Below are 23,911 nucleotides of genomic sequence, written 5' to 3'. Positions count from 1 at the left end.
CTTGGGTCAAGCTGGTGACCCGCTGGGAGCGGGAGAAGACTCCGCCTCGCGGGGCGGGTTGCGGATGCCCGCGAACGCCACGATGCCCCCGGCCACGAAGAACACGGCCGTCACGAGCACCACCCGGTGGAACCCCGCCAGATCGAGCACGGCCGTGCCCGCGATGAGGCTCGCGAGCGCCACCGCGATGAGACCGGCCACGCGCGAGACCGCGTTGTTGACCGCCGAGGCGATGCCGGAGCGCGACGAGTCGATGGCGCCGAGGATGGCGGCGGTGAGCGGCGCGACCGTGATGGCCATGCCGAGCCCGAACACCACCACGGCCGGCAGCACCTGGGTGAGGTAGTCGGCGCTCTCGTCGAACCGCAGCATGAGCAGGAACCCGGCGCCCGCCAGCAGCGGGCCGACCGTCATGAACAGGCGCGGCCCGATCCGACCGCTCCACCGACCGAACAGGCTCGAGAGACCGATGAGGAGGATGCTCGTGGGGATCATTGCGAACCCGGCGAAGGTGGCGCTGTAGCCGGCCACCTGCTGCAGGAACACGGCCACGCTGAAGAAGCCCAGCGAGAGCGCTCCGTAGATGAGGAACGTCGAGACGTTGCCCACCGAGAAGTTGCGCACCCGGAACAGCTCGAGCGGCAGCATCGGCTGCGCGGTGCGCCGCTCGTGCAGGAGGAACGCCACGAGCGCCACGAGGCCCACGATGAGCGGCACGAGCACGACGGGCGATCCCCACCCGAAGTTCGCCTGCTCGATGAGCGCGAACACCGGCAGACCGAGGCCGAGCATGCCGAGCACGGCACCCGGGTAGTCGATGCGCGCGCCCGGAGCGTGGTGCGCATCCGTCTCCATGCGGAGCAGCAGGACGACCGTGATCACGATCGGCAGCACGTTGATGCCGAAGATGAGGCGCCACGACACCTGGTCGACGAGCACACCACCGAGGATGGGGCCCGCGATGTTGGCCACGCTCGTGAAGGCCGTCCAGGTGCCGATGGCCCGGCTCTGCGCGGATCCCTTGAACGTGGCGATGATGAGGGCGAGCGAGGAGGGCACGAGCAGCGCACCCGCGATGCCCTGCAGGGCCCGCGCCACGATGAGGAACTCCACCGTGGGGGCTGCGGCGCAGAGCAGCGAGGCCACGCCGAAGCCGATGAGGCCGATCAGGAGGATCTTCCTGCGCCCGTAGACGTCGCTGAGCGAGCCCGCGAGCAGGATGACGGAGCCGAGGGTGATGAGGTAGGCGTCGACCACCCACTGCTGGGTCGAGAGCTCACCACCGAGCTCGCGGCTGATGGCGGGGAGCGCCACGTTGATGACGGTGGCGTCGAGGAAGGAGACGAACGCCGCGAGGATGGCGACGACGAGCACGAGGCGCTGCTGCCGGGTCATCGCTCTGCTCGCTCGGAGAGCGGGGTCTTCTCGGAGTGCGGGGTCGTGATCACCGGATCAGGCCACGACGAGTCGCGGCTCGTGGGCCACGGGGAAGTTCACCGAGTTGGCGATGAAGCACTTCTGGGCGGCCTCGTGGTGGAGGGCCCTGAAGTCCTGCTCGGAGATGGTGGATGCCCCCTCGGGCACCTGGACGGTGACGACGGGGTGCAGCTCGGCGCTCGTGAAGTGGCCGCCGTCGCCCTGCTGCACCATGGTGCCCGTCGCGGCATCCGTGTACGCCGTCACCACGAGACCGTGCAGCACGGCCACGTGGAGGAACGAGAGCATGTGGCACTCGGCGAGGGCGGCGAGCAGCAGCTCCTCGGGGTTCCAGCGGTCGCGGTCGCCGTGGAAGGTCTTGTCGGCCGAGACCTCGACGTCGTGCTTGCCCTCGGCGGTGAGGAGGCCCTGCCTGCCGTAGTCGCGGTAGTGGCTGGTGCCGGTGCCCCGATTGCCAAGCCACTCGACACCGACGCTGTAGTGATGCTCAGGAGTCACCCGGCCATGCTAACCCGGGTGCGGTGGCGGCTGGCCTAAACTGGAGACCACTATGACTGACACCCTCGACGCCCCGGTCTACACGGTTCCCCAGGAGCGGAAGGTCGTCACGGCGATTCCCGGCCCGCGGTCGCAGGAGCTGCACCAGCGACGCCTGGCCGTCGTGCCCCCCGGTGTCACGGCCGCGCTGCCCGTCTACGTCGCCAAGGCGAGCGGCGCCGTGCTGGTCGACGTCGACGGCAACCAGTTCATCGACCTCGGTGCGGGCATCGGTGTGACCACCATCGGCCACACCAACGCCGCCGTGGTGGAGGCGGCTTCCGCCCAGCTGGCCGACCTGACGCACACGCTGTTCACCATCACCCCCTACGAGTCGTACGTGCGGGTGGCCGAGCTCCTCGCCGAGCACACCCCCGGCGACTTCGCCAAGCGCACCGTGCTCGTCAACTCGGGCGCCGAGGCCGTGGAGAACGGCGTGAAGATCGCCCGCAAGTTCACCGGCCGCAACGGCGTGGCGGTGCTCGACCACGCCTACCACGGGCGCACCAACCTCACGATGGCCATGAACTTCAAGGCCGCGCCCTACGCGACGGGCTTCGGGCCGCTCGCGGGCGACGTCTACCGCGCCCCGAACTCGTACCCGTACCACGACGGTCTCTCGGGGGCCGAGGCCGCCGCCCGCACCATCTCGTACCTCGAGAAGACCGTCGGCGCGGCCGACCTGGCGTGCCTCGTGGTGGAGCCCATCCAGGGCGAGGGCGGTTTCGTGGTGCCGGCCGACGGCTTCCTGCCCGCGCTGCAGGAGTGGTGCACGGCGAACGGCGTCGTCTTCATCGCCGACGAGATCCAGAGCGGCATGGCGCGCACCGGATCGTACTTCGCCTCGTCGCACTTCGGGCTCGTGCCCGACATGGTGCTCTCGGCCAAGGGCATCGCGGGCGGACTGCCACTCGCCGGTGTCACGGGGCGCGCGAGCATCATGGACTCCGCTCAGCCCGGTGGGCTCGGCGGCACCTTCGGTGGCAACCCGGTGGCCTCGGCCGCGGCAGTCGCCGTGTTCTCCGAGATCGAGTCGCGCGGGCTCCTCGCCGAGGCCGATCGCATCGGTGCCACGCTGCTCTCGGGGCTGACCGCCCTGCAGGAGAAGTACGACGTGATCGGAGACGTGCGCGGCATCGGCGCCATGATCGCGATCGAGCTCGTGGAGTCGGGCACGGGCTCGACCACCAAGGTGCCGAACGCCGACGCCGTGAACGCGATCGTGGCCTACTGCGCCCAGCAGGGAGTGCTCGCGCTCACCGCCGGGACGTACGGCAACGTGCTGCGGTTCCTGCCCTCGCTCGTCATCTCGGACGAGCTGCTCACCGAGGCCCTCTCGGTGATCGACGACGCGCTCGCGCAGCTCTCGGCGTGAGCCTCGAGCCGGGCACGGCGGGGGTCGGCGGGTCGGCCGGCGCTCCGGAGCCGGGCACGGCGGGGGTCGGCGAGTCGGCCGAGCTCGCGGTGGTCGACCGCAGCGGGTTCGTGGAGTCGCGGCACATCGGCTCCGCCGTGGTGCTCTCCGCCGACGGCTCGGTGGCGCTCAGCGTGGGGTCTCCCTCGCTGCCCGTGTACCCGCGTTCGTGCATGAAGCCGTTCCAGGCGCTCGCGGTGCTCGAATCCGGGGTCGAGCTCGACCCCGTGCAGACCGTGCTGGCCACGGCGAGCCACGCCGCCACCCCCGCGCACCTCGAGGTCGTCTCGTCGATCCTGGCCCTCGCCGGGCTGCCCGCATCCGCTCTCGGGTGCCCGCCGGACTGGCCGGGAGCGTCGAGCGCACGCGACGAGGTCATCCGCGCGCACGGCGGGCGCGAGCGCCTCTACATGAACTGCTCGGGCAAGCACGCCGCGATGCTGCTGGCCTGCGTGCAGAACGGGTGGGAGACCGCCTCGTATCTCGACCCGTCGCATCCGCTGCAGCAGCGCATCCTCGCCGTGGTCGAGCGCGAGACGGGCTCACCCGTGGCGCACTCGGGTGTCGACGGATGCGGCGCCCCTGTGCACGCTCTCTCGCTCGAGGCGCTGGCGCGCGGCATCGGCCGCATCCGCCGTGCCACGTCGGGGCCCGCGGCGTACCTGACCTCGAGCATCCTCGCGAACGGCTGGGCCATCGACGGGCCGGGGCGGGCGAACACCGTGGTGATCGACCGCCTCGGCGTGGTGGCGAAGCTCGGTGCGGAGGGCGTGATGGTGATGGCGACGCCGGATGGCGCGTCGGTGGCGGTGAAGGTGCTCGACGGCAGCCTGCGGGCGGCGTCGCTCGTGGCGCTCACCCTCCTCGCCCGCCACGGCTCCCTCACGCCATCCCAGGTCGCCGACCTCCTGCCCGACCTCGACCTCACCATCCACGGCGGCACCACCCCCGTCGGCACCATCCGAGTCTCCCCCACCCTCTGACCTCACCCGGCGTAGGAGGTTCCGATGTTGCGGATCATCGTGTGCCCGCTGCTGCCGAACACGACGCTCCGGGGGTAGCGATCAGGCGTGAGGTTGGTCGCGCTCGTGGACCAGACCACGTAGCGCCCATCTGCAGACAGCATGGGCGAGAACGACGGACCATTGCCCGGGTCGACCGAGCGGGAGACGCTCAGGATGCCCGTTGCTCCCGTGGCACGGGATCTCACGTGCACCTGCCCGCCGGAGGAATAGGCGATCGCGACCCCGTTCGACGACAGGGTCGGGTTCGTCGCCTGCACGACAGCTCCAGCGGAGTTCCTGCTCTCGATCGCGGTCCTTCCGGCGCCGCGATCGCGGACATAGATGTAGCTGCCGTGAACGAACTCGGGAACCAGGTTGGTCGCACTGCTCGAGAAGGCCACCGAGCGGCCGGCACCGGAGATCGTCGGTTCCCCGGCATCCGCGTCGCTCGAGCGGGTGAGGGCTGAATCCGCGCTGATGAGCTCCGTGGTGCTGAGAGCTGTGTCGCGCACATAGACCTGCTGAACACCAGCGGTACCGATGGCGGTGTGGGCGTCTCGGGAGACGAAAGCCACGAACCGACCATCATCGGATACCGACGGCTTGTCCGCACTGAGTACCGGATCGTAGGCGACATGCGTGGTCTCCCCCGCCGCGTCCACCTTGTAGACGCGGGTGCGCGGCACCACATAGGGGTCGCCGGGAAGCACGTCGGTCGCGGAGGTCGCATAGACGATCGTGCTGCCGTTGCCGGAGAGGTCGAATGAGGTGATCCTGTCATTGACGGGCTGGGTGGGCGATTCCCACCCCGCGCTCACGAGCCTGGTGAGACCGGTGGAGAGCGACCAGGCGACGACCTGTGGCCGCGTAGGAAGGACACCGGGAACGATGTTCGTCGCCGCTGTGAGGTACATCACGACGCTTCCGTCGTCGGAGATCTTGGGGTGGAGCGACTGATGGTCGCCGACGACTCCCCCCGCCGCACTGATGACTCTGGTCGTGCTCGACACCGTGTCGCGCAGATAGATCTGTTCGAAGTCGTCCCGTTCCGCCGGCCTCGGAGAGACGATGTCCTGAGAGCGCGAGCTGAAGACGACGTATCGCCCGTCGGCCGACACCGACGGCTGGAAGTCCGACCTCTCGTTGTCGGTCGAGGCGACGCCCGGAGTGGCGGAGACGTCGACGAGTTGAGTGGTACCGGAAGGGGGCGGCGCGGCGTGCACGGCTGCGGAGCCGGCGAAGAGGGTGAGGATCGTCGCCAGGGCGACGACGGGGGGCAGGGTTCGGATGGGTCTCATACCTGAGATAATCTCATCCCGGGCTGAGGATCAGCCGAGCTGGCGGGAGAGGCGTTTGGCTCGGGAGGCTCGGGAGACTTGGGCCACGATGACGAGGATGATGGCGAAGAGGAAGACTGCTGAGGCTATGACGTTGACCTGGGCCGGGATGCCGCGGGCCGCTGCGATGTAGATGAACTTGGGGAAGGTGTCGACCGAGCCCGAGTTGAAGTTGGTGATGATGAAGTCGTCGAAGCTCAGGGCGAACGACAGCAGCGCGGCCGCGGCGATGCCCGGGAGCAGCAGCGGGAACGTGATGCGCCAGAACACCTGGCCCGGTGAGCCGTAGAGGTCGCGGCCGGCCTCCTCGAGCGCAGGGTCGAGCGAGGCCACCCGCGCCTTGACGGTGACCACCACGAAGCTGATGCAGAACATCGTGTGCGCCAGGATGATGGTGCCGAGCCCCTTCTGGGCGCCCACGGTGAGGAACTGCGCCGCGAGCCCCGCTCCCAGCACCACCTCGGGTGTGGCCATCGGCAGGAACAGCAGCAGGCTGATCGCCGAGCGAGCCCTGAACCGGTAGCGCACGAGCGCCACCGCGATGAGGGTGCCGAGGGCCGTGGCGAGCACCGTGGCCGTGATCCCCACGAGCACACTGTTGGCGAACGACTCGCAGAGCCCCTGCACGCTGCACACCGTGGCCCACTTCTCGAGCGTGAACCCCTGCCAGGCGATGTTGAGCTTGCCGGAGTCGTTGAACGAGAACACGAACGTGTAGATGATCGGGATGAGCAGGAAGGCGAGGGCGATGAAGGTGTAGACCCAGAGCCCGAGACCCCGCGTGCGCCGCCTCATACGAGCTCCTCCGTTCCCGTGCGCTTCACGTAGACGCCCACGATCACGAGGATCACGCCCATGAGCACGATCGACAGCGACGCCGCGGCCGGATAGTTCTGCAGCACCAGGAAGTTCGCCTCGATCGCGTTGCCCACCATGGCGGTCGACGACGAGCCGAGGAAGTCGCGACTCGCGTTGATGTAGTCGCCGGCGGCCGGGATGAAGGTCAGCAGGGTCCCCGAGACGATCCCGGGCATGCTGAGCGGCACCGTGACGGTGCGGAACACCGTGAACGGGCTCGCGTACAGATCCGACCCCGCCTCGAGGTAGCGGGTGTCGAGCCGCTCGAGCGTGGCGTAGAGCGGCAGAGTCATGAACGGGATGAAGTTGTAGGTGAGACCGAAGATCACCGAGAACGCCGTGCCCGTGAGGTGCCCGTCGGAGGGCAGCACGGCGATCGACTTGAGGAAGACGACGACCGGCCCCTCATCCGACATGATCTGCTTCCAGGCCAGGGTGCGCAGCAGGAAGCTGATGAAGAACGGCGCGATCACGAGCGTGAGCAGCAGGCTCTGCAGCAGCGGGAACCGACGGGCCTTCACCCCGATGAAGTACGCGATGGGGTAGCTGATGACGAGCGCGAGCACCGTGGCCACGAGCGCGTAGCCGAAGGCGCGCAGGATGAGCGGCCAGTACTCCCCCACGGCATCGACGTAGTTCTCCCAGCGGAACGCCGTGACGTAGTCGCCGATGTCGCCGTAGAGATCCGGCTCCTGGAACGACGTGATGATGAGCGAGATGAGCGGCGCGAGGAAGAACAGCAGGAGGTAGGCGATGCCGGGCAGGAGCAGCACGAGCGCCACGAAGCTGCGCTTCTTCGGCACCGGGCCCTGCGGCTGCTGCCCGGGGGCGGCGGTGGGCGAGGCGAAGGCGGTGAAGGCCACGGGTGCTACGCCTGCTCAGGAACGTCGTCGAGACCGAAGCCGTGGTCGGCGTTCCACGACAGCCACACCTCGGCCCCCACCTGCACGACGGGCCCGAACACCATGTTCTGCGCGAACACCACGAGCTCGCCCGCCCCCGGCACGTCGACGAGGTACTGCGTGCTCACGCCCGAGAACGAGACGTCGGTGACCCGCCCGGGGCCGAACACGTTGCGCCCGGCCTGCGCATCCGGTGCCTCGGTGAGCAGCGTCACCTTCTCGGGGCGCACCCCGATGGCCACCTGGCCGGAGTGCCGCCGGCTCCGCGAGCGGGGCACCACCACCGGGACCCCCGCCACGTCGACCGTGATCGCCTCGGCCGTGGACGAGATGACCTCGCCCGCGAAGAGGTTCGACTGCCCGAGGAAGTTCGCCACGAACGCCGTGCGGGGCAGCTCGTAGAGCTCCTCGGGGGCGCCCATCTGCTCGATCCGGCCCTTGTTCATCACCGCGACCGTGTCGGCCATGGTCATGGCCTCCTCCTGGTCGTGCGTGACGTGCAGGAAGGTGAGGCCCACCTCGGTCTGGATGGCCTTGAGCTCGAGCTGCATCTGCCGCCGCAGCTTGAGGTCGAGGGCGCCGAGCGGTTCGTCGAGCAGCAGCAGGGCCGGCCGGTTCACGATGGCGCGGGCGAGGGCGACGCGCTGCTGCTGACCGCCGGAGAGCTGGGCGGGCCGTCGGGAGGCGACGTGGTCGAGCTCGACGAGCTTCAGCGCCTCGTGCGCCTTGGCCGTGGCATCCGTGATGCGTCGACGGCGGAGCCCGAAGGCCACGTTCTCGAGGATCGTCATGTGCGGGAACAGCGCGTACGACTGGAACACCGTGTTGACGGGCCGCTGGAACGACTTCGTGTCGGTCACGTCCTTGCCGCCGATGAGGATGCGCCCCGCCGTGGGCTCCTCGAGCCCCGCCACGAGCCGCAGCGTGGTGGTCTTGCCGCAGCCGGAGGGTCCGAGCAGCGCGAAGAACGAGCCGGCCGGGATCTGCAGGTCGAGGGACTCGATGGCGGTGAAGCCGGGGAAGCGCTTCGAGATGCCGACGAGCTCGAGGTCGGCACCGCTCTCGGCGAAGGATGCGCGGGCGGATGCGCCGGTGGATGCGCCGGTGGTGGTCGTCTTCGTGATCGCCATCAGCTGCCCAGCAGCACCTTCTGGAACTGGGCCTGGTAGTCGTTCTCCTCCTGCGGGGTCAGCGTGCGGAACACGTTGACGGTGCTCAGCGTCGTCTCGTCGGGGAAGATGAGCTGGTTGGAGGCGAGCTCGGGGTCGATCGCGTCCATCGCCTCCTTGGCGCCCACGACGGGGGTGACGTAGTTGACCCAGGCGGCGAGCTCGGCGGCGACCTCCGGCTCGTAGTAGTAGTCCATGACGGCCTCGGCGTTGGCCTTGTGCGCCGACCCCATGGGCACCACGAAGGTGTCGTTCCAGAGCGTGCCGCCCGCCTCCGGGATCACGAACTCCCACTTGTCGCCGGCCGTGGCGTTGAGGCTCGTGATGTCGCCCGACCAGCAGATGGCGGCGAAGGTGTCTTCGCTCTGCAGGTCGTTGAGGTAGGCGTTGCCCTTGATGTTGCGGATCTGGCCGTCCTCGACCTGCTTCGTGAAGGCGTCCATGGCATCCGCGAACTGGTCGTCGCCCCACTCCCCCGTGATGTCGGTGCCCTGGGCGAGCATGATGAGCCCCATCGTGTCGCGCATCTCGGAGAGCACGCCCACGCGGCCTTTGAGTGCGGGATCCCAGAGGTCGTCCACGCTCTTGAGGCCTGCGGGCACCTTCTCCTTGTTCCAGCAGATGCCGGCGAAGCCGCCCTGCCACGGCAGCGAGAACCTGCGGCCCTCGTCGAAGTCGGGGTTGGCGAACGACTCGCTGAGGTTGGCGATGTTGGGGATGTTCGCGTGGTCGAGCTCCTGCACGTAGCCCTGGCGCACGAGGCGCGCCACCATCCAGTCGGTGAGGCACACGGTGTCGGCGCCGATGTCCTGGCCGAGGGCGAGCTGATCCTTGACCTTGGCGTAGTAGCTGTTGTTGTCGTCGACGTCGACGTCGTAGGAGACCGTGATGCCGCTCTCCTCCTGGAAGCGCATGAGCGTGGGGTAGTTGCCGTCGTCGTCCTCGTCCATGTAGGCGGGCCAGTTGCTCCAGGCGAGGGTCTTCTCGGTCGCGGAGAGATCCTTCGCGGCGGTGAGGGCCTCGCGCTGGCCGGGGGCGCACGCCGCGAGGGCCAGGGCGGTGGCGCCGAGACCCATGGCGCCGAGGAATCCGCGCCGGCTGAGGGTCGTGGCTCTCGCCTTCTGGAGCGCCTGGGTGTGTTGGATGGCCTGGAGGATCATCGGATCTTGGGGTGCGCGCACGGTCGGCCTCTCGGTCACGGAAAAACTGTGATCCCGATAGTGGCACAGCGCTCAGAAGGCGCGACAGTCAGAACGACGAAGTACACATGATCGAAACATACCTTTTACGAAATCGGTGCCGTTTCTCGCATCCGACAGTCCATCTCGTCTGTTTCGGCGATTCTCAGTGGAGGTCGAAGTACTGGTCGGCGATGCCCACCCTTGTGCCCCTCGGAATGCGGATGCGCTCTCCCGGGGTGAGCTCCACGGGGTCGACGAGGTCGAGGCCGAGGCGGGTGCCGTTGGAGGAGCCGCGGTCGGCCACCCAGAACTCGCCGTTCTCGAGGCCGAAGACCAGGTGGGTCTTGGAGACGCTGCGGGCGGGGTCGACGATCTGCACGAGGTAGTCGACGTGCTCGCCGGGGAGCGGCGTGGGGTTGCGGCCGACGAGGCCGCTGCCGGAGACGCGCACGCTCTCGCCTGTGCTGAAGACGAGGCTGTAGAGGGGGCGGGAGGGGTCGTGCTTCTGGGGGGCGGCGTGGCGGGGGGTCGCGGGCTGGGGCTCGGGCGCTTGGTCTGGGTTCAACCCTCGGTTCGACTCTGGCGCGATCGCCGGGTCGTGCTCTGGCGCGACGGTGGGCTCGTGCTCTGGCGCGACGGCGGATGCGAGGGCCGCTGCTGCGGCGGCGGGGGAATCGGTCGCCGGGATCGATGGGGTGAGCGGATCCCGTTCGGGGGCGACCTGGGTGGGGATCGCGGCGGTGGAGTCGTCGGAGGTCTCGTCAACCGGCGGCGCGGTCCAGCGGGCTACGGCGGGCGTGATCGGGCGGGCCGAGGTGTGCGGGGGCCTGCCTGCCGAGGCCGTCGCGGACTGGCGGGCGGCGGCGGCTCGGCGCTGCTCGCGGAGGATGGTGTCGAGGAGGGCCTTGCGGTCGAAGCGGGCCGTGTCGCCGAGGGTGGGTCGTGGCGCGATGGCCGAGGTTCCGCACTCTCCGCAGAGCAGGGCTCCGGCGCTCAGAGTCGTGCCGCACGTTCTGCACTTCACTGCTTGTCCTGCCTGTCGTCGTCACTCCCATGATACGGGCGCAGCGACCTGGTCGACAGCCGGGCCCGCAGCCGAGCGAGCCGCCCGCGCCCGGCCAGCAGCCTGCGGCGCTCGGCATCCGAGGCCGCCCAGAGGGCGTCGAGCTCGCTCGGTGCGGGCTCGCCGGGGCCGTACAGCGCACCGTCGACCCGCACGGCGAGGGCCGTCGCTCCCCCGCCGCCGAGCGCTCTGGCCGTCTCGCGCCGCGTGGCCGAGCGAGGGGTCGCCACCTCGGCATCGCGTGCGGCGTCGACGAGCTCAGCCCAGCTGCCCGCCGCCCGACCCCGCACCCCGCCGAGGGTGCGGCGCCGGCGTCGGCGCCGGCTCTTCGCCGCGAGCACGAGGAGGAACGGGGCGAGGGCCACCGCGATCACGGCCAGCACGATGCCCACCGTGAGGGCGATCTGCAGCAGCTGGGCCGGGAGCGGGTCGGCGGGCGGCGGGTCGGCGTCGTCCTGGGTGAGCGGGGCCGTGGCGGTCGTCTCCTCCGCGTCGTCGTCGGCGGGCGGCACCACGTCGGGCGGGCGCACGGCCGTGCTGCTGTCCTCCTCGGCGGCGTCGGGCACGGGACCGGGGTCCGGCGTGACGTCGAGCGCCACCCAGCCCGCTTCGGCGGTGAGCACCTCGACCCACGCGGTGGCATCGCTGCCCCGCACCGCGATCGGTGTGTCGGCGGCGGCGGACGGGTCCGATCCGGCCGGTGATGTGTCGGATCCGGCCGGCGTCGTCTCGTCGCCTGCCGCGGTGGACTGCGCGTCGGTGGATTGCGCGTCGGTGGAGGCACCGGCGGGCGCGGACGGGTCTGCGGGCACGGTGAAGCCGAGGGCCACGCGTGACGGGAAGCCTGCGGCCTCGGCGAGGAGGGCCGCGGCGGCCGCGTACTGCTCGGCGTCGCCCACCATGGGGGAGGCGGTGAGCAGCTCCTGCAGTCGGTCCGAGCCGTGGCCGGAGCGGGAGAAGACCTCGCCCTCCCTGCTGCTCGAGAGGTAGCCCGAGCGCAGTCCCGCCACGATGCCGGCGAGGCGCTCACCCGGCGAACGCGACTCCGGGGCCCACTCGGCCAGTCGCACGGCGACGGCATCCGGAACCTCGTCGGTCTGCACCCGCACAGCGGCGCCCGGCGTGGCGGCGGCCGCGTCGGAGGGGCTCGAGGGGGTGAGGGATCCGCGGACGTCGAGGCTGTAGGTGTCGCCCTCGGTGAGGGTCTCGAGGTCGGCGGCGGTGGCGAGGCCCTCGCTGTAGAAGAGGGAGTTCTGCAGGGGCTCGGCGTGCGGGCCGTCGAAGCGGATGGCCGCGGGCTCGCCGGCCGTGGGCACCCAGAGGCCGCTGTACGCGCCGACCGTGACCTCGAGCGTGCGCTCGGACGCGCCGGCGGACCGCGGACCGCCGGCGGATGCGGCGACGGCGTCGGATGCGGCGGCGGACGGGTTGTCGGCACCGGAAGAGGTGGCGGTATCGGATGCGCTGGCGGCACCGGCACCGGCACCGGCACCGGCATCGGCTTCGGATGCGGCTGCGGCTGCGGCGGGCAGGGTGTCGGCTGTCGCGCTCCCGGCGGATGCGGCACCGCCTCGGGTGGTGCCGAGGCGTTCGGGGACTCGGCGGAAGAGGGAGTCGGCGGTGGTGGATCCGACGGTGAAGACCACTCCGTCGTAGTCGTCCATGCGCGCGACGACCAGGCGCTCACCCGGCTGCGCGCCCTCGATGGTGAGCATGACGGCGGAGTCGGCCGGGGCCGAGACGTAGGCCCGGTAGGCGGAGAACGGGCTGGACTGCTCTCGCGCGTCGAACGGCTGCTCGACGGCGTCGCGGAGCACCGCGCGGGAGGCACCGGGCAGGGACTCGGCGGCGAGCAGGCCACCCACCACCCCACCCGCCCCAGCATCCGCCCCTTCACTTGCTCCGGACCCGTCTCCCGACCCGGCACCCGCCCCGGCTCCGGACCCGGCACCGGCACCGGCACCGGCACCGGCACCGGATGCCACCAGGCCTACGGCGAGCGCGGCGGCGACGCCCGTCGCGAGCATGCCGAAGGCCCCGGCGACCGCTCGCCCCCGCCGGCGGGGTGCGCCTCGGTCGGGTGCGGAGGTCGCGTTCAGGAGGCCGAGCCACACCACCACGACCACGCAGAACGCTCCGCCGACGAGCAGCGGTGCGAGGGCCTGTGCCCCGCCGAAGGCGATCCCGGCCACGAGGATCGCCGCGGGGAAGGCCACGCCCGCCACGGGCACTCGCGTGCGGAGGGCCACGGAGACGCCGCCGAGGGAGGCGACGAGCAGCAGGGTGAAGACCGGGACGAGCAGTGCCTGGTAGTCGCCCACGGGGAGGGCGATGGTGAGCAGCTGGCGCCATCCGGTGGCGGTGGTCACGACGAGGTCGGCGAGGCCGCCGGGCGTGGGCAGCACTCCCCACAGCGCTTTCGAGGGCACCGCGAGCGGCACACCGAGCAGCAGCCAGGCGAGCACGCCGGCCCCGAGCACCGCGGGGCCCGGCCAGCGCAGCACAGCACCGGCCGTGCCGAGCAGCACCCCCGCGGAGACGGTCACCACGGCCAGCACCACGAACGAGCCCGACACGTACACGGGCCACCACGCAGCCGCCGCCACGAGCACGAGCACCTCGAACACCACCGCGGCCAGCACCACCCGCCCATCCCCACCCCGCACACCGCCGCCACTGCCCGCGCCGGTCCTGCGTGCGCCGGCCCGGCTCACCTCAGCCACGAGCGCCTCCGCCCCGACCACGGGCCAGAGTGCGGGAGCATCGGTGCGCATACGTGTCGGCGCATCAGGTGCCTGCCGCTCGGGTGAGGGTGCGGGCTAGGTCGTCGAGGTAGCCGATGCGGGTGATGCGGAGCGCGTCGATGCGCACGAGGGCGGGCGGCGACTCGGGCTCGGCGACGACCGCGATCACCTCGACCCCGGTGGGGAAGTGCGACGCCGCGGCCCGCACCTGACGCGCCGTCACCGGGCTGCCGCACGCGAGGAACACCACCGACGCGTCGGAGGCCGCTTCGCCCACCGACCTCGCCAGCGCGGTGAGCCGCGGCGCCCCCGACAGCTCCTCCACGCCGCTCAGGTCGTCGAGCAGATCGCGCGGCGCCCGGGTGCGCAACCGCCCACCGCTGCGGGCCGCGCGCTCCTTCCCGCCGAAACGCGCGCCGATCCGCGCCTCGGTGCCGGATGGTGCCCCGCCACTCGCTGTCGCGGCCCGCGTGGACTTCGCGCCATCAGCAGCCGTCGCACCGTAGGCCGAAGTGATGCCATTGCGCGGCGACCCGCCACGGGTGGATCTCGCGAACGCGCCCGCCGTCGCGGCGGGGGTGGGGACGGGGCCGCGGGCTCCGCCGGCGTAGACGGAGACGGTAGCGCCGTCGGCTATGGCGCGCACCCCGATGGAGGCCACCACGCTCACGGCTAGCTCGAACTCCTCCGCCGAGGCGTAGTCCTCGGGCGCTTGCGACTGCACCACGATGAGGTGGCTGCGGCGCGTCTGCTCGAACTGGCGCACGAGGAAGGCACCGGCACGCGCGGTGCTCTTCCAGTGGATGTGCCGGCGGTCGTCACCCGGCACGTACGGCCTGAGCGCGTGGAACGACATGTCGCTGTCGGTGAGGTCGCTCGTGGGAGTGCCCTCGAGGTCGCGGAGGAGTCCGGTGCTGCGCACGGCCAGCGGCACGGTGGCGGGGTGCACGTAGAGCTCGCCCGTGCCGGAGAGCACGGACTCCCTCCTGGCCAGCCCGAGCGGATCCCGCCGCACCACCACGACCGGCCCGAGCGCGATGATCCCCCGCCGGAGCGCAGGCACGAGCACCTCCACCTCCCGGGTGACACCCCGAGGCACCGCGGGCAGCTCGATTAGCCGGGTGAACGACGCCCCCGCCCCGCCACCCGGCGCCGAGGCGAAAGACGACCCCGCGGCGCCACTCGACGCCGAGGTGAACGACGACCCCGCGCCACCCGGTGCCGAGGTCGACCCCGACACCGGACGAACCGTCAGCTCGACCGTGCGTGCCCGGATCCGCGAGCCCGAATCGTTGAACGCCCGCACGGCCACGACGGCCGTGCCACCCGCCACGACGTGCCTGTCGACAACGGCGATCTCGACGCGCCCACTGGTGCGCCCCACGATGAACAGCCCGGCCGCGACAGCCACCCCCAGTGCGACTGCCCCGAGCGCGACGAGCTCCAGCCACCCCAGCAGCAGACCACCCCCGATGCCCAGCACGACCATGGCCACCACGAGCCACCCGCCCGCCGAGACCGTCACGGCAGCCGGCGCGGGGGCCGCGGGGCGCGCCGGGGGCCGGGGGGTGCTCATGACGACGGGGCGTCCCCGGGCGGCGGCACGTCGAGGAGGATGCGCGAGATCACGCTCGACGCCGTGACCCCGTCGAACTCCGCCTCGGGGTCGAGCACGAGCCGGTGGGCGAGCACGGGGCCCGCGAGCGCCTTCACGTCGTCGGGCACCACGTAGTGCCGCCCATCCGACGCCGCGAACGTCTTGGCGGTGCGGATGAGCGCGAGCGCCGCCCGCACACTGGCCCCGAGGCGCGTCTCGGGGGCGTCGCGCGTGGCCTGCACGAGCCGCGAGACGTAGTCGTTGAGCGTGGGGTCGACGTGCACGGTGCGCGCCTCGGCGGCCAGCAGCGTGACGCCCTCGGCCGTGATGATGGGGGGACGGGATGCGCCGTGGGCCCGTTCGGTGGCCCCCTCGAGGATGCGCAGGGTCGTGGCGTGGTCGGGGTACCCGATGGAGGTCTTGAGCAGGAAGCGGTCGAGCTGGGCCTCGGGCAGACGGTACGTTCCGGCCTGCTCGATGGGGTTCTGCGTGGCGATGACCATGAACGGCTCCCCCACCGGATGCGAGCTGCCGTCGACCGTGACCGTGCCCTCCTCCATGACCTCGAGCAGGGCGGCCTGGGTCTTCGGGCTCGCCCGGTTGATCTCGTCGGCGAGAACGACGTTGGCGAACACCGGACCAGGGTGGAACGTGAAGTCGCCCGTGCGCTGGTCGTAGACGCTCACGCCCGTGATGTCGCCCGGCAGCAGGTCCGGCGTGAACTGGATGCGGCTGCTCGTGCCGCGCACGCTGTCGGCGATGGCCCTGGCGAGCGAGGTCTTGCCCGTGCCAGGCGCATCCTCCAGCAGCAGGTGCCCCTCGCTGAACAGGGCGGTGAGCGCGAGCCGCACCACATGCGCCTTGCCGTGCAGGGTCTGCTCGATGTTCGCGGTCAGCTTGTCGAAGACATCGGCGAACCTCGTCGCCTGCTCCGTGGTCATCGTCATCGTGGCCGCACCTCTTCCGTCATCCAAAGTACACATACCGGTGGTCGCCGATGGTCAGCTGCAGCCACGCGTCGCCCTCCGCCACGGCCGTGTCCGGAGTGCACGTCGTGCCGACGACGACGCCGGTTCCGGGCGACGGATCGCCGGCCACGACCGAGCCGCAGCTGTACTGCGGCACGATGGCGCCGTTCGGCGGATCGTTGAGCCAGCTCCAGCTCGTGCCGTCGTAGGCGGGAGGCACCTCGAAGTCGAAGGTGAGCGAGGGCTCGGGCGCGCTGATCGGCGCCGAGTACGGCGTGCACACCTCGAGACCGATCGAGAGGTCGCACACCCGCACGGTGTAGCGGTAGACCTCCCCGAAGGCACCATTGGTGACCGCGCGCGGGTACCCGCCGAGGGTGAACGACTGGGCGACCCCCACCGGTGCGCCGCTGCCGTCGACCTGCTGCACCCAGTAGCGCGGAGCGAGCACGGGCAGCCCGGAGGTGACGGGCACACCCCGCAGCTGCAGGTCGACGACCCTCCCCTGCACCTCCATGGAGGCATCGATGCCGTTCACGTCCACGGATCCCGGACTCGGCACGGTGACCGCCGAGACCACGGCCGAGGGCGTGCAGCCCGCCGCGTTGTAGCCCCACACCACGAACGCGTAGCTCGTGTCGACGGCGTCGAGCCCCGTGAAGACCGCCGACCGGGCGCCCTGTCCGAGCGCGACCTGCTCGGCGACGGCTCCTCCAGGCACGGGTGCGACGACACGACCGGGGGCGGGCGACGTGACTGCACAGGCCTGAGAACCCGAGGGGACCCCGGTGGTGCCCGGCGCGAGACGCTGCACGAAGTAACCGGCGACCGCATCGCCGTTGCCCGGGAACTCCGGCCAGGTGAGGGTGACCGTCCCCGCGGCGGATCCGCTGCCGGCGAGCGCCGACACCGTGGAGGCGGCGGGGGCTCCGAAGGGTGTGCCGGTGGCGGAGGACGAGGCCCACACGGCGAGCGCCGGGTAGGCGTCGTTGCGGGCGGTGACGGTGACCGTGGTGGAGGAGCCGTTCGAGAGGCCGCGCACGACGGTGGCGCATCCGGAGCCGCAGCTGCCCGCGTCGACGGTCTCGACGAGCTGCCCGCCCGCGCTCACGTCATAGTGCCGCACGGGCGATCCGCCCGCCCCCACGCCCGCCGCCGACCAGCGCACCTCGAGCGCTCCGTCGAGAGGAGCGAGCTCGACGGCTCCCGGCGCCGACGGGAGCAGATCGGACCACACGGATGACGCGTAGACCGTGGGCACCGAGGATCCGATGGCGTTCTCGGCGGTCACGCTGATGGTCACCGCCTCCCCCGGACCGTTGCCCGCCGTGCGCACGGCGCAGCGCGTGCTCGCGCACGGCGTCGTGACCGTGCTCCCCGAGGCTGATTGCGCCGTGGCCGTGAAGCCCGTGATCGCCGAGTTGTTGGAGGCTCCTGGCGAGAATACGACGTCGACCGTGCGGTCGCCGAAGCCCGTGACGGCCAGCCCGCCCACCTGCCCCGGTCGGTCCTGCACGGCGATGCGCACGGTGCCCCAGGCAGCGCGCTGCGGATCACCGGTCGCATCCTGCACCTGGTACTGCACGGTCACATCCGAGGGCGGGGCGTCGGCCGCCGCGGTGATGCGCAGCTGCCGGCGGTCGGCGCTCGGTTCGACCGTGAGCCCGGCGGGCAGGGAGGCCGCATCGGCGCCGCGCACCGCGGTGACGACGAGCGGGGTCTGCGGGAAGGGATTGGTGGCCGAGTCGTTCGCGAGCACGTCGATCGTGGTGGTGGTGCCGCGGGGTGCGACGACGGAGTCGGGGGCGGGCACCGCGAGCGGCCGCGTGGAGGGCACCACCGAGAGCTCGATCCGCCCCGCCTTGCCCTGCACGGGGGCTGCGCCCGCGGCACCTCCCGAGCTCACACCGATGGAGAGGGAGGAGGAGGCGCCGATGCGGGTGCCGGGGTCGGCCGTGATGGTGAGGGTCTGCCCGAGCAGCACCGTGCTGAACCCCGCTGGCCTCGGCTCGAGCACCTGGAAGGCGAGGGGGCCCGCTCCCTCGGGGGCGGAGGTGAGTCTGGCGAGGTCGACGACGCGCTGCGAACCCGGCTCGAGCTCGAGCACGGCCCCCGTGAAGACGGGCGGCTGGTTCTCGCGCGGCGTGACGGTGATGGGCAGCACGAGGGTGGAGGTGCGCGCATCGGGGCCCGTGCCGTCGGCGACCTCGAACGAGAGCGAGGCCGGCCCGAAGTAGCCCTCCGCGCTGCGGTACACGAGCGTGTCGGAGCCCGCCGTGAGCGAGCTGCCGTCGGCATGGGTGGCACGCACGGAGTTGGGGTCGGCGATCACCACGTTGCGGCCCCCGACGGCCACGACCTGCTCGTCGAGCGGGATGCGCAGGGTGCGGCCCGACTCGACCATGAGGCGCGGCGCTCCCTTGCGCAGCTGCGGCAGGGCGTCGTCGCTCCCCGGTACCCACAAGAACCCGGTGGAGCGCACCGTCGGGTCGTCCGGATGCGCGACCGTGAACGGGATGACCTGCCGCTGCCGCTCCACAGCCACCTGCACCCGGCCGTCGACGACCTTCGCCGTGCCCGCGTAGGCCGACGGCACGGCGAGACGCAGCTCGCGGGTGCCGCCCTCGGCGAAGAAGACGTTCTCGAGCACGTCGGCGTCGACCGTGTCGGTGTCGAGGATGTCGCTCAGCGAGAGCACGGTGTCGCTCACCTGCGGGCGGGCCAGTGGTGCATCCTCGCGCACGTCGACCGTGGCGAAGCTCGAGCTCGTGCCTCCTCGCTCGTTGGCGATGGAGTAGAGGAAGCCGTAGCGGCCGGGAACCTGCGGGGTCTGCACCGAGAGGAGGCCGCCCTCGAGGATCGTGGCGGTCGCGCCCTCTCCCTCACCGAGCGCGGCCACGTCGGTGACCGTGAGCGCCGATCCGTCGGGATCGGAGTCGTTCTCGAGCACCTGCAGCAGAACGGTCCTGCCCGGCCGCACGAGCACCTCGTCCGGGGTCGCGACCGGGTTGCGCGCGCCCTCGAGGCGGGGGCTCACCCCCACCCGCACGGTGCCGGAGGCTCGAGCGCCCAGCCTGTCCACCACGGTGTAGCCGAAGCTGTCCGTTCCCGTGGAGTACTCACCGGCGGTGTAGTCGATCCAGTCGGAGCCCGTCTCGGCCACAGCACCCTTCTCGGGTGCGGAGTCGGCACCGAGGAACTGCACGGAGTCGCCATCCGGATCGATCCCGGCGAGGGGCACGGAGATGCGCACGGTCTCGCCGGCGATGACGCGGGCGGTCACGAGCTGAGGCACGGGCGACGCGTTGGCGGTGGCATCGGCCTCGCGCACGCTGATGGTGACGGTCGCCGTCGACCACTGGCCGTCCGGCGCATCCACGCGGTACTCGGCCGTGAAGTCGCCCGGCGTCTCCGGCGCGAGGTAGCGCAGCACCGATCCCGACGTGAAGAGCAGCCCGGCGTCGTCGGCGAGGGGCTTCACGAGCTCGGGATGCAGCGAGAGCGAGTCGCCGTCGGGATGCGTGTCGTTGCCGAGCACGGGGATGTCGACCACGTCGCCCACGCGCACCGAGGCGGTGTCGGCGACCGCGACGGGCGGCTGCCGCACGGCCGGCTCGGGGATCTCGACCACCGTCACCGATCCCGTGGCGTCGGCGAGGCCGTTCGTCACCCCGTACGAGAACGTCGCGCTCCCGGTCTCGAGCGGGCGCGTGAGGGTGACCCGCAGCAGGCGCTGCTCGATGACCTCCACCCGCAGACCGTCGGATTCCGCCTCCGCAGCGCCCTCGGACGTGCCCGCGCCCTCGGCTCCTGTGACGATGAGCACCCCGCCCGCCGGATCGAAGTCGCCGGCCAGCACATCGACGTCGACGCTCGTGCCCTGCCGCGCGAACGAGGCGTGCGGCACGGTCACCGGGCGGGTGTCGGCGTCAGGGGGCAGTGTGGCGATCACGCGGATGACCCCCGAGGCGGTCTTCGTGCCGTCCGTGACCGCGTAGTCGAGGAGACCCTCGCCCGCCGAGGTCGCCGTGATGCGCACGGTGCCCCCGGCGAAGTCGGGGAGCAGCCCGAAGCCCTCGCGGGCGGGCACACCCGAGAGCCTCAGGGCGCTGCCGCCGCCCGTGACGTGGACGAGCGGATCGACCTCGAGCTCCTGACCCACGTGCACGAGCGCCACGAAGCCCTCGGCCACGAGCGGCACGTCGGCCGGTTCGTGCACGTCGACCACGACCGTGCCCACGGTCGAGGCGACACCGTCGCTCACCGTGACGGAGATCTCCTTGCGCCCGGTGCCCTGGCCGGAATCGGTGAGGGTGAGCACACCCTCGGGTGTGAACGACACGACGTCGGGGGCGGCGATGCCCGCGGACTGCAGGTAGAAGGCGTCTCCGTCGGGGTCGAACCAGTCGGCGCGGATGTCGACCTCGCCGCGCCCGCCGAGCGCCACGTCGAGCCGCGGGGTCGTGCTCTGCACGGGCGCCGCGTTCTCCTCGTCGGGGCGCACCTGCACACGCACGGTCGCGTCGTCGGTGCCGCCGCGACCGTCGGAGACGGTGTACCCGAAGGTCAACTCGCCCACGGCGTCGGCGGGCAGGGTGAGCTGCAGCTGCTGGGAGTCGGCGATGGCGTCGACGGTCCAGCCGGACTCCGGTGGCACTCCCGCACCGTCGATCACGATCACGTCGCCGTTGGGGTCGTAGTCGTTGAGCAGCACGGGCAGCACGGTGGTGCGGCCGGCTCTCGCGCCCAGCTCGTCGTCGGTGGCGACCGGCGGGCGCTGGGCGGGGTCGACCTCGACGGGCTCGTCGGTGACGGCATCCTGGGACTCCTGGTCGGCGGCGGGATCGGGCAGCAGCTCCTCCCAGCCGTCGATGAGGGCGTTCTCGCGCGTCACGTCCCAGGCCCGGCCCGAGATGCGGTCGGAGAGCAGCACGGCGCCGCGGCCGTCGGTGCGGAACACGAGCTCGTCGGCGCTCGAGGCCGCCTGCCGGGAGGACTCGGTGCCGACGGTGGCGGCACTGTCGGTGCCGACGGTGCCGGTGCCGTCGGTGCTGGTGCCGTCGGCGCAGTGCGACCACGAGCGGCCGTCGCTCCAGGCGGCGTAGCGGCACGCGCCGACCTGCATCGGCCGCACCGAGGTGCCGGAGTGGCCGTCGGAGAGGGTGGTGACGACCCCGTCCGACGGCGAGACCTCGAGCAGCGCACCACCCGTGGCGAGCAGCACCGAGTCGGTCGACCCGGCACCGGATGACGCCGAGCCCGAAGCGACGGCCCCGGACTCCACCGACGGCTCCTGCAGCCACACCCGGTCCTCGGCCCCCACCGAGTCGGCGAGGTCGATCGTGCCCTCGCGGGTCAGCAGTCGCCGCTGGTCGTGGTCGTAGACCACCCACCGGTCGCCCACCGCGGTGAGCGAGAGCTCGTCGTCCTGCTCCACGTCGAGGGAGTCGCTCGAGGAGCCCGCACCCCCAGCCGATCCGCCGACCGACCCCATCGCCGCCGAGGAGGCGGCGTCGGCGAGGGTGAGCACGGTGCCCGTCGCCGCGGAGGCGGCGAACAGCTCGCCCCCGCCGCCCAGCGCGACGCGACCCCCGGCCCCCAGAGTGAGGTCGGGTGGGCTCTCGGGATCGAAGGCGGCGAGCGACTCGGGATCGGCGAGCCACACATCGCCCGAGGTGAGCGAGGACACGAGCGCCACGCCGTCGCCGAGGTGCACCTCGGCCTCCCCCACCGGCAGCGGGAACGTGTCGGCCACCTCGGCGCGCGCGGTGTCGAGGATCCTGGCCTCGGCGCCACCCAGGTCGCTCACCACGACCATGCGCCCGTTCTGAGCCACGTCGAGCGAGCCCGACTCCATGCGCACGGCGGCATTGAGCAGCCCGACCTGCGGATTCGCCCGCCCCGCCGCCTGGTGCAGATCGCTCGTGAGCCAGACCGCCCCGTCGTCGAGCTCGACCTTCTGCGCCGGGTAGCCCGTGGAGACGAACGCCGTCGTGGTGACGAGCGCGAGGAGCGCCGCACTGCCGACGAGGGTGGAGAGGAGGGAGCGATGGCTGCGCGCCCAGGCTCCGGGGCGCCTGATCATCCGATCTCCGCGCACTTCTCCGAGCTCGCCTCGCCCGCGGTGCCCGAGCGCACCACGGAGACCGTGATGCACACCTGCTCGCCGTCCGCGGGGAAGGCGGCGAACTCACGGCCCTGCTGCAGCGATCCCGAGCCCTCTGCCGTGCTCACGCGGTAGCTGTCGCCCTCGGCGAGCCCCGGATCGTTCCAGCTGAACAGGATGCGGCCGTCGCTCGTGCTCGCCGCGATCTCACCGACCCGGGGGATCGCACTGTCGGATCGGGTGAGCGCGAACGCCGCGATGCCCGCACCGGCGAGGAGGGCCACTCCGGCGATCGCCGCGGTGACCACGACGGTGCGCCGCCCGGATCGGGGGGAAGCGGGCCGGCGGCCATCGGGCCCGCGGCGCCCGGTCAGGCGGGGATCGGCCAGATGGGGATCGGAATGCTGGGGATCGGAATAGCGGGGATCGGCCAGGCGGGAATCGGACCGCCCGTCGGAGCCTGCGCGGGTGCTGGGCCGGGTTCGCGTGCCGCCACCACCCGGCGCGCCGCTGAGGCGGGTGCGATCCGCGTCGTCGGACCCGGTGAACGAATGCGGATCCTCTGCGGACCCGTCCGACATTCCAGACCCCGAACCGTACCCAGAACCGCCGCCCGGCGCCCGCCGTCGCAAGCGGCCCCGCGTCGGGGCAGCGGCAGTCGGCGGGGTCTCGGCCCGCAGCGCGGTGCGCGCCTCCGCGTCGCGGCCGAAACCGCTCGCCCACTCCGCCATCGCGATGTCGGCCGGGGTCTGGCCGAGGCCGAGCTGCGACTCTATGCCCTGCAGTTCTCGCAGCAGGTCGAGCACGCTCGCCGGCCGCTGCTCCGGCTTCTTCGAGAGAGCCCCCGCGAGCACGCGCTCGAGCGAGTCCGGCACATCGTCTCTGCCGATCGGTGCGAGCTTCGCCTTCACGATGCGGCGCGCGAGATCACCGGGCGCCGATGCGGCCCCCGGTGTCTCGAACGGCGAACGACCCGCCAGCAACGAGTAGAGGGTCGCCGCGAGCGACCAGACCTCCGAGGCCACGGTGCCCTGCGTCTCCTCCGAGACCACCTCGGGAGCCGACCAGGGGATGGAGAGGCCGACCGCCTGCGCGGCCGCCGATCCGCGGGTCGTGGAGGAGATGCCGAAGTCGGAGAGCACGGGGGCGCCGTAGGCGGTGAGCAGGATGTTCGAGGGCTTCACATCGCGATGCAGGATGCCCTGCTGGTGAGCGGTGTGCAGGGCGCCGCCGATCTTGACGCCGATGCGGAGCACCTCGGCGACGGGCAGCGGCTGCCGCCGGTAGGTCTGCCCGAGCGACGACGAGCAGAGCTCCATGACGAGGTAGGGGCGGCCGTCGGAGGAGACCCCGGCCTCATAGACGGTGAGGATGGAGGGATGCGCGCTGAGCGTGGCCATGAGGTCGGCCTCGACCTGGAACATGCGCCGCACCTGGTCGTTGACGACCTCGGGGAGCATGACCTTGACCGCCACCTGGCGGCGCGGCATGTTCTGCTCGAAGAGGAACACGTCGGCGAAGCCACCCGCCCCGAGCACCCGCACCGCGGTGAAACCCGGGAGCGGTGGAGGGGACGAGGGAAGACGCCGGGCCA

General features: G+C 71.7%; 15 protein-coding genes. 2 read left to right on the top strand and 13 right to left on the bottom strand.

Translation table 11 applies throughout. The features are described 5' to 3' along the window. Positions 1-6: 6 nt before the first annotated feature. Positions 7-1,395, bottom strand: coding sequence for a DHA2 family efflux MFS transporter permease subunit (locus ACEXQC_RS01405; RefSeq protein ID WP_374817594.1), 1,389 nt, complete (start codon positions 1,393-1,395; stop codon positions 7-9). A 57-nt stretch (positions 1,396-1,452) separates the two neighbouring features. Continuing rightward, positions 1,453-1,935, bottom strand: a complete 483-nt coding sequence (locus ACEXQC_RS01400; RefSeq protein ID WP_374817592.1) for an OsmC family protein — start codon at positions 1,933-1,935, stop codon at positions 1,453-1,455. A 52-nt stretch (positions 1,936-1,987) separates the two neighbouring features. On the opposite strand from ACEXQC_RS01400, the gene gabT reads away from it, so the two are divergent. Both gabT and ACEXQC_RS01390 read left to right on the top strand, forming a co-directional pair. Next, on the top strand, positions 1,988-3,349 hold the full coding sequence (gene gabT / locus ACEXQC_RS01395; protein WP_374817590.1) for a 4-aminobutyrate--2-oxoglutarate transaminase: 1,362 nt from the start codon (positions 1,988-1,990) through the stop codon (positions 3,347-3,349). Then, positions 3,346-4,371: an asparaginase gene (locus tag ACEXQC_RS01390; protein ID WP_374817588.1), complete on the top strand. Its 1,026-nt coding sequence runs from the start codon at positions 3,346-3,348 to the stop codon at positions 4,369-4,371. The genes gabT and ACEXQC_RS01390 overlap by 4 nt, the downstream gene beginning before the upstream one ends. A 2-nt stretch (positions 4,372-4,373) precedes the next feature. On the opposite strand, the gene ACEXQC_RS01385 is transcribed toward ACEXQC_RS01390, so the two are convergent. The 11 genes from ACEXQC_RS01385 to ACEXQC_RS01335 all read right to left on the bottom strand — a co-directional run bounded on the left by ACEXQC_RS01385 (position 4,374) and on the right by ACEXQC_RS01335 (position 23,855). Further along, positions 4,374-5,690, bottom strand: coding sequence for a TolB family protein (locus ACEXQC_RS01385; RefSeq protein ID WP_374817586.1), 1,317 nt, complete (start codon positions 5,688-5,690; stop codon positions 4,374-4,376). Positions 5,691-5,720: 30 nt separating this feature from the next. Then, positions 5,721-6,524, bottom strand: coding sequence for an ABC transporter permease (locus ACEXQC_RS01380; RefSeq protein ID WP_374817584.1), 804 nt, complete (start codon positions 6,522-6,524; stop codon positions 5,721-5,723). Beyond that, positions 6,521-7,450 carry an ABC transporter permease gene (locus ACEXQC_RS01375; protein ID WP_374817582.1) on the bottom strand — a complete coding sequence of 310 codons (930 nt, stop codon included), beginning with the start codon at positions 7,448-7,450 and terminating at the stop codon, positions 6,521-6,523. Before ACEXQC_RS01375 ends, ACEXQC_RS01380 begins: the two co-directional genes overlap by 4 nt. A gap of 5 nt (positions 7,451-7,455) precedes the next feature. Beyond that, complete coding sequence (locus ACEXQC_RS01370; protein WP_374817580.1) at positions 7,456-8,619, bottom strand: ABC transporter ATP-binding protein; 1,164 nt, start codon at positions 8,617-8,619, stop codon at positions 7,456-7,458. Further along, complete coding sequence (locus ACEXQC_RS01365; protein WP_374818824.1) at positions 8,619-9,818, bottom strand: ABC transporter substrate-binding protein; 1,200 nt, start codon at positions 9,816-9,818, stop codon at positions 8,619-8,621. The genes ACEXQC_RS01370 and ACEXQC_RS01365 overlap by 1 nt, the downstream gene beginning before the upstream one ends. Positions 9,819-10,002: 184 nt before the next feature. Continuing rightward, complete coding sequence (locus ACEXQC_RS01360; protein WP_374817578.1) at positions 10,003-10,863, bottom strand: FHA domain-containing protein; 861 nt, start codon at positions 10,861-10,863, stop codon at positions 10,003-10,005. Beyond that, positions 10,860-13,676 (bottom strand): transglutaminase domain-containing protein, encoded by a 2,817-nt coding sequence (locus ACEXQC_RS01355; RefSeq protein ID WP_374817576.1) that lies wholly within the window; start codon positions 13,674-13,676, stop codon positions 10,860-10,862. Before ACEXQC_RS01355 ends, ACEXQC_RS01360 begins: the two co-directional genes overlap by 4 nt. 13 nt (positions 13,677-13,689) lie before the next feature. Next, the gene (locus ACEXQC_RS01350; protein WP_374817573.1) at positions 13,690-15,222 is read right to left on the bottom strand and encodes a DUF58 domain-containing protein; all 1,533 of its coding nucleotides are present in this window, start codon (positions 15,220-15,222) and stop codon (positions 13,690-13,692) included. Next, the gene (locus ACEXQC_RS01345) at positions 15,219-16,190 is read right to left on the bottom strand and encodes an AAA family ATPase (RefSeq protein WP_374817571.1); all 972 of its coding nucleotides are present in this window, start codon (positions 16,188-16,190) and stop codon (positions 15,219-15,221) included. Before ACEXQC_RS01345 ends, ACEXQC_RS01350 begins: the two co-directional genes overlap by 4 nt. Before the next feature lie 19 nt (positions 16,191-16,209). Further along, positions 16,210-22,296: an Ig-like domain-containing protein gene (locus ACEXQC_RS01340; protein ID WP_374817569.1), complete on the bottom strand. Its 6,087-nt coding sequence runs from the start codon at positions 22,294-22,296 to the stop codon at positions 16,210-16,212. Beyond that, positions 22,293-23,855, bottom strand: a complete 1,563-nt coding sequence (locus ACEXQC_RS01335) for a serine/threonine-protein kinase (protein ID WP_374817567.1) — start codon at positions 23,853-23,855, stop codon at positions 22,293-22,295. The genes ACEXQC_RS01340 and ACEXQC_RS01335 overlap by 4 nt, the downstream gene beginning before the upstream one ends. Positions 23,856-23,911 lie beyond the last annotated feature (56 nt).

It is taken from the genome of Herbiconiux liukaitaii (assembly GCF_041927495.1).
GTDB lineage: Bacteria > Actinomycetota > Actinomycetes > Actinomycetales > Microbacteriaceae > Herbiconiux > Herbiconiux liukaitaii.
This window is presented reverse-complemented; position numbering and strand designations above follow the sequence as displayed.

Bases quoted from the DNA above. Each gene is read 5' to 3' on its own strand.
- gabT (WP_374817590.1), top strand. From the start codon at position 1,988: ATGACTGACACCCTCGACGCCCCGGTCTACACGGTTCCCCAGGAGCGG.
- ACEXQC_RS01345 (WP_374817571.1), bottom strand. From the start codon at position 16,190: ATGACGATGACCACGGAGCAGGCGACGAGGTTCGCCGATGTCTTCGAC.
- ACEXQC_RS01370 (WP_374817580.1), bottom strand. From the start codon at position 8,619: ATGGCGATCACGAAGACGACCACCACCGGCGCATCCACCGGCGCATCC.
- ACEXQC_RS01380 (WP_374817584.1), bottom strand. From the start codon at position 6,524: ATGAGGCGGCGCACGCGGGGTCTCGGGCTCTGGGTCTACACCTTCATC.
- ACEXQC_RS01405 (WP_374817594.1), bottom strand. From the start codon at position 1,395: ATGACCCGGCAGCAGCGCCTCGTGCTCGTCGTCGCCATCCTCGCGGCG.
- ACEXQC_RS01350 (WP_374817573.1), bottom strand. From the start codon at position 15,222: ATGAGCACCCCCCGGCCCCCGGCGCGCCCCGCGGCCCCCGCGCCGGCT.
- ACEXQC_RS01340 (WP_374817569.1), bottom strand. From the start codon at position 22,296: ATGATCAGGCGCCCCGGAGCCTGGGCGCGCAGCCATCGCTCCCTCCTC.
- ACEXQC_RS01365 (WP_374818824.1), bottom strand. From the start codon at position 9,818: ATGATCCTCCAGGCCATCCAACACACCCAGGCGCTCCAGAAGGCGAGA.
- ACEXQC_RS01355 (WP_374817576.1), bottom strand. From the start codon at position 13,676: ATGCGCACCGATGCTCCCGCACTCTGGCCCGTGGTCGGGGCGGAGGCG.
- ACEXQC_RS01385 (WP_374817586.1), bottom strand. From the start codon at position 5,690: ATGAGACCCATCCGAACCCTGCCCCCCGTCGTCGCCCTGGCGACGATC.